Origin of the sequence: Chengkuizengella marina, from assembly GCF_009910845.1 — a bacterium.
GTDB lineage: Bacteria > Bacillota > Bacilli > Paenibacillales > KCTC-33759 > Chengkuizengella > Chengkuizengella marina.
The window spans coordinates 1-5455 of sequence record NZ_SIJB01000052.1; the positions used below are offsets into that span (position 1 = coordinate 1).

5 protein-coding genes are annotated in these 5455 nt (G+C 32.0%); all 5 read left to right on the plus strand.

Annotated features, from left to right (window positions below):
* On the plus strand, positions 1–1204 hold a 1204-nt coding region (locus ERL59_RS19065), incomplete at its 5' end, for an alpha/beta fold hydrolase (protein ID WP_235929964.1).
* A 39-nt stretch (positions 1205–1243) separates the two neighbouring features.
* The gene (locus ERL59_RS19070; protein ID WP_160647840.1) at positions 1244–1867 is read left to right on the plus strand and encodes a hypothetical protein; all 624 of its coding nucleotides are present in this window, start codon (positions 1244–1246) and stop codon (positions 1865–1867) included.
* A gap of 510 nt (positions 1868–2377) precedes the next feature.
* Positions 2378–3484 (plus strand): RHS repeat-associated core domain-containing protein, encoded by a 1107-nt coding sequence (locus ERL59_RS21480; RefSeq protein WP_160647841.1) that lies wholly within the window; start codon positions 2378–2380, stop codon positions 3482–3484.
* Positions 3485–3493: 9 nt separating this feature from the next.
* On the plus strand, positions 3494–4003 hold the full coding sequence (locus tag ERL59_RS19080; RefSeq protein WP_160647842.1) for a hypothetical protein: 510 nt from the start codon (positions 3494–3496) through the stop codon (positions 4001–4003).
* A 457-nt stretch (positions 4004–4460) separates the two neighbouring features.
* Positions 4461–5455 (plus strand): RCC1 domain-containing protein (locus ERL59_RS19085; RefSeq protein ID WP_160647843.1); only part of this gene is annotated, 995 nt, incomplete at its 3' end.

Here is a 5455-nt window from a genome sequence, read left to right on the forward strand (position 1 = left end):
TACGTATGATGAAAAAGGAAACCGTAAAACAATGGAAGGAACGATGAAACTTCCATTAAGTCCAAGAGAATTTACGTATAATGCACTGAATCAGTTAAGTACATTTAAAGAAAATGATGAGGTAACTACGTATCAATACTATGTAGGAGGACTCCGTGCAACCAAAGAAAGTCAAGATGGAGATTTTACAAGATATATGTACTTCCAAGGAAATGTCATTGAAGAATTAGACAGGGATGGAAACCCAACTGCAAGAAATATTTGGGGAAATCAGTTATTATATAGAGAGGACATGACATCTAGTCTAGGAGGATATTACTTCTATAACGGTCATGGAGATGTAGTTAAAGTCATCGCTGATGATGGTAGTAAGGATGTTTTAAAAGAATATGACTACGACATCTGGGGTAATGTGCTATCTGAAACAAGTCATGAAACAAAAACCTTTGATAACCCATTCCAATACACAGGTGAAATCTATGATGAAGAATCTGGATTGATCTATTTACGTGCAAGATACTATGATCCATCGATGGGAAGGTTTATTACTGAGGATACGTATGAAGGAGAGATAAATAATCCGCTTAGTTTGAATTTGTATACGTATGTATTAAATAATCCATTAATTTATGCTGACCCTAGTGGTCACAAAACATGGTTAATTCATGGCACATTTTCAAACAGTGATACATGGACAGATGAATTCAGGACATATGTTGGAGAGCTTTTCGATGAGCCAGTTGAAGCGTTAGATTGGAGTGGTAAAAATAATAAAGGTGCTCGAGTTGAAGGAGCAGAGGAATTAGCACAAGATATATATGACTGGCATATAGAAAACCCAGATGAACCCATAAGATTAGTGGGTCATAGTCATGGAGGAAATGTCGCCATCATGATTGCCAATGTTCTAGCTGAAGTGGATATGGAAGTCGAAACCTTAATTACGATTGCTACACCAGTAAGGGAATATCAATTGGTAACATCTGTAGGACAACACATTCAGGTATATAATGAATATGATTTAATTCAAATTAATGGAGGGAATATGTGGTTTAGAGGTGCTGAGCGGCAATTTGAGGGGGCTTACAATGTAAGAGTTCGTCTAGGGTGGTGGTATGGTAATCTGAATCCAATAGATAGCCATTCTATCATGCATAGTAATATAGAAGTTTGGGAGGAATACATTGAGTCAATCCTAGAGTAAGGTTTGTTTTATCTTTAAATGATGAGAGGAGAGATTTCAGTGAATATTTTGTTAAAGATTCCATGGGTGCTTCTAACTATTTTTAGTACCGCATCACTAGTATGGTTTCTTTTAGGATCAACTGCAAATTTTCAGCGATCCTTAGATTTAGTAGGTACAGTAACATTGATTATTGTATGGATTCCTAATTTCATTATTACAGTAGTATCCATTGTACTGTTGATAAAAGGCTGGATTCCATCTAGTCTTGTAACTTATGCAGGATTTATTATTTGCATGATAATCCTTGTAATTTCTTCTGTTTCATTATTTCAGGGTGTTAATACAAAAGGATGGTTAACAGAAGTAATTAGGAGTGACCAGCTAAAAATTACTTCCGATGAGAAATATGAGTATCGAATAGATTTGATTAATGTGTTTCAAAAAAATAGTAGCGCACGATTGTATGTAAGAAATATGTCTACAGGTGAAGAAGCGAATATCCCAGTGGACATCCATGTAGATAAGATAAGAGGACTCAGGACTATTGATATTGATTGGGTAATAATGGAATTATCTGATGTGCCAAATCGTTATATTTTATATACGACAAAAGAGCTTGGTATTCCAGAAGAGAAGTTTGAGATAGATGTTGTAACAGGAACTTCAAGAAGACTAAAGTAGATTGTTTACATGAATGATATATTCAGTGCCTAGATATGCCTTACTTGATTACCTGTATCTTTAGAACTTTATAATGATAATATTTCTTGTATTTCTTCTAAATATTAAAAATTTTGTTACACTAAATTAATTTAGAGAAGATTTTTTATTTTATGAAATGAGCTGCGGGTAAGAACATCCCTTACTTGTGGCTCTTCTTTATAGTATTATCCCTTTTGGGAAAGTAGGCGACAGGATGATTGTTAAACTTGCAAATGGCCATCGAAGAGGTGTGGAATTAGTAGGCGAAAGTGTTGAAAAAACATACCGATAACTTTAAAATTATACGCTCATGCTATAGGTAAAGTTTTGGAAAGAGAATCCGTAGATGGAAAAGTTAGATAGCGCCTTGATTACGATGAAGAAAAAGGAATGCATATAAATATAGAAGATTATAGAAATGGAAAAAATGGTACGATAAAGGTAGTTATTCCATTTTAAGGAAGAGACTTTTATAACGGTCATGGAGATGTGGTTAAAGTCGTAGCTGCTGATGGTAGTAAAGATGTTTTAAAAGAATATAACTATGATATTTGGGGTAATGTGCTATCTGAAACAAGCCATGAAACAAAAACCTTTGATAACCCATTCCAATATACTGGTGAAATCTATGATGAAGAATCTGGATTGATCTACTTACGTGCAAGATATTATGATCCATCGATGGGAAGGTTTATTACTGAGGATAGTTATGAAGGTAGAATTAATAACTCATTAACATTAAACTTATACGTGTATACACTAAATAATCCTATCAATAGAATTGATCCATCTGGACATGATAGTTACGTGTTATATGATTCTAGAGATTTTTCAGAACAAGCAGAATCAGAAAGAATTAGACTTGAAAATTTATATGACACTCCTGTTCATATGATTGATATAATTAATGAAGATGAATTTGAGCAAGCTTGGAATAACATGGGTAGTGGGCATCTTACCAATGCAATATTACAAAAATATGGGGATGAAATAACCAATAATAACAGTAACATTTCAGTATATAATTATGATTTCTTGGATCCATTTATATGGGTCTACGCGACTCCTGTTCAAAATTATCATACTTATCTCGATGTAGCTGGTATAGTGTTTGATGGTGCTGACCTAATTAATGGAATTCTTTATACAATTGAAGGCGATGCTGTAAATGCTTCAATATCATACGCTGCATTAATACCAGTTGCAGGATGGGTTGCGACAGGATCAAAAATAATAAAAAAGGCTGAATCAAGTAAAGTAGTAAATGCATTATCAAATTTTCAGAGTAAAAAAATGATATTTGGAAATAACTCTTTTGCTATTGATAAAAGTGGTATGAAACATATTCTTGAAAGACATCATCCAAATTATTGGAATGGTACTGTTAAACCACAACAATCATTTTTTGATGAAAGTCTATCAGTAGATTATATAACTGAAGCTATTCAATCTGTTATGAAACAAAATAGAAACGTACTCATTGATAAAGGTACTACTGGACAATATCAAATTACTGGTGTAGTTGATGGTATAGAATATGTAGTTGGATTTAAAAATGGTAGAGTAGGGCAGTTTTATCCTAAATATAAAGAATAGGTGGAAATTATGTTTGAAGTGAAATCATACATTCTCATTCCTGGAAAAAAAATAACTAACTTAGATTTAGTTAAAAATAACCCCTTTCATTATTTTGATGAGATAACGAATATTGACAAATACAATGTTGAAGATTTTGACTCTAACTATCTTGATGGTACGATTAATTTGAAATATTATGATGAAACATTAATGGATTTTGTATTATGGGATTTAGTAGATCAAGTATGGGCTTATTTTCTTAATATTTTTCAAGATGTTGTAAGTACAGGGTATGGAAAATCATATTTTCCAGATATGCCTCTTCTTATTGAAATTAAAACAATATCTGATACCTTAATAATGTTTGAAATTGAGAAGCACACTAGATATGCTTTACCAAAATATGAGTTTATGAAAGATATGTTAGAAGGAGCAGAGGACTTTTTTATGAAACTTTCAAAGTTTAATAAACTTAATTATAACCATGAATTTAATCAAATAAGTAATTTGAAAGTTGCTATAGAAAAATTTAAATAGAATACTAAAGACAGTTTTAATTTAAAACTTAAGAGGGAAGGTTTATCCTCTTAAGTTTTTTGTTATGTCCTTTAAACGATCGTTTATGGGATGATTCAGATTGTTTCATAAACACATAATTTTTTATGTATTTTAAGTATCATAACTCATATTTTTATCTAAATTCTATTATTATCTCTGTTCACCGTTTATAGTGCAATTTATACTCTTTAATTTTGATTGTATTTCCCTTTATTAAACCTTTCTCTACTATGAAAGGTTATTTTGATCGATTTAACAACCATTAAAAGTAACATATTTCCATTGGAAAATATTCAATTTTTTAATATGATTTATAAGATTGAAAGAAAAAGTTGGTAATAAGTTGATTGAAGGAGGGACAATTGATATTCATTAAAAAACTTATGAATTTCCCTAAATAACAATCAATAAAATGAATTTTAAAGGAGAACTAGATATGAAAAAAATTAAATTATCTTTACGCATTATTTTATCCTTTATAATCGTTATATCATTAATACTTCCTCTTCAAATTGAATCTGCAGAGGAAGTAGATAGTGGGTTAAATTTAAGTCATTTGGACAATAAACTATCTCATATCGCGGGAGATGGTTCTCATACTCTGGCATTGAAATCCGATGGAACTGTATACGGTATAGGTGCCTCAAATTGGGGTCAAATTGATGTGAGCGATTGGAAGGATATTATACAAGTTGAAGCTTCGATAAGAAATACGATTGGTTTAAAATCCAATGGGACAGTGATCACTACAGGACGGAAAACTTACTTTCAGTCATGGACAGATATTGTGCAGGTAGATATAGCTACTAGTAATATTGCAGGATTAAAATCCGATGGAACTGTTGTTGTAAATGGATTAATAGATAGTGATATTGATATTCTATCTCAAATAGAACAGTGGCTAGATATTGTGCAGGTAGATATAAGAGTAAATTCTATTTATGGTTTAAAGTCTGATGGAACAGTGGTAGCAACAGGAGATAGTGGACAGAAAGTTGGAAGTTGGGTAAATATAGTACAAATATCTTCAGGGGTTGGTTTGAAGTCCGATGGGACAGTGGTAACAGAAGATGGACTCTTTAGTGATGATATTCTTAATATAATAGATTCTTGGACAGATATCATTCAAATATCTGCCAATAACCACATAATTATGGGATTAAAGTCTAATGGAACTGTAGTTGCAGCAGGGGAATTCTTAAATGGAAATTCAAATGATATTAAAAAATTTGAATCTTGGACAAATATTGTTCAAATATCTACAGGTACTGATCATGCTGTAGGGTTGAGATCTGATGGAACTCTAGTTGCAGTTGGAGAATCGTTTTATGGTCAAATTGATGTGGATGACCTAAATAATATTAATGCTTTTCATGTTCCATCATTATCAGGGATAGAAAGTGGTAATCAAATTGTTTCCGAAGGTACTAG

Bases quoted from the DNA above. Each gene is read 5' to 3' on its own strand.
- ERL59_RS19080 (WP_160647842.1), top strand. From the start codon at position 3,494: ATGTTTGAAGTGAAATCATACATTCTCATTCCTGGAAAAAAAATAACT.